At 40.2% G+C, this 1,018-nt stretch carries 2 protein-coding genes; both read right to left on the reverse strand.

Going from position 1 to position 1,018, the window contains the following annotated elements:
• Window positions 1-415 (reverse strand): hypothetical protein (locus KDK19_RS07985; RefSeq protein ID WP_257291701.1); only part of this gene is annotated, 415 nt, incomplete at its 3' end.
• Between the two features lie 174 nt (window positions 416-589).
• Window positions 590-1,018, reverse strand: a 429-nt coding sequence (locus tag KDK19_RS07990) for a Fic family protein (protein ID WP_257291702.1), incomplete at its 5' end; no start/stop codon positions are given.

Raw genomic sequence — 1,018 nt, forward strand, 5'->3', positions numbered from 1 at the left:
GTTTTGTTTTATCCCATAACAACCAATAACCTTGACTATCAACAGGCATTGAACCGACATCACTGTCGGCGATGACATGAATTTTCGTTTTCTCTGCATCAACGAGAAAGCCAATATTTCGATATAGCTTCTGCTTTGGGCAGGGGGCCAAAAGTGAGGTTGCAGCACACCTCACAACTTTATCACGGGAAGTAAGCTGAACAAGCTCCCGATCTAATCTCGAAAAGCCTTCATCGTCTATAGAATTGACAAGCATTTTTGCCAATAACTTTCCATCATGCAGCTTTTCATTAAATAAGCTATTTAAGTCTGAAGGACAGGAAGCAGAAACGCCTACTTCTTTTTCGGTTATTGAAAAAAACACTCCTGATTCAGCTCTTTGAATTTGAGCTATTTGATTGATACTTGAATTCATAAAATATCAGCCCCTGAATTTATATATCTATTTAGACCGTAAAAATATAAATTCATTGAAGCTAATTCTAACTAAGGGGTAAGAAGGCATAACAACATTCCCGGAGAAGATCACACCTCTGCGTCAAAATAGTTCTCCCTATCATTATGCCCGACAGCTTCGGTTTTGATAAATTTAACGAACAATACTGAGATAACGCTTTAAGGCTTGCTCTTCTGCTTCAACAACCATTGTTATGTAATCTTGATAGCACTTACCTGTATGGGCTTTATCCAAAGCCTCATAATAGACAAGACGATTCTCCGCCTCAATAATGACGGGTAAGTAACCACTGCTCAATAAGTCGAAGTTCATAAGCAGGCGAGCTGTCCGACCATTCCCATCGACAAAAGGATGAATTCCTACAAAATCAACATGCAGTCTCGCTGCCCTCTCCACAGGGTGACATGCCTGATTTTGATAGCAATCGATCAGTTCTGTCATCAATGGCTGCACGTGCAGATGCTCAGGCGGTATGTGTTGAGCACCCGCAATAATTACATTTTCGTGTCGGTAGCAACCCGCATTAGTATCATCAATATTTTTTAATACTAACTGATGAAC

Origin of the sequence: Endozoicomonas sp. ONNA1, from assembly GCF_024606325.1 — a bacterium.
Lineage (GTDB): Bacteria > Pseudomonadota > Gammaproteobacteria > Pseudomonadales > Endozoicomonadaceae > Endozoicomonas_A.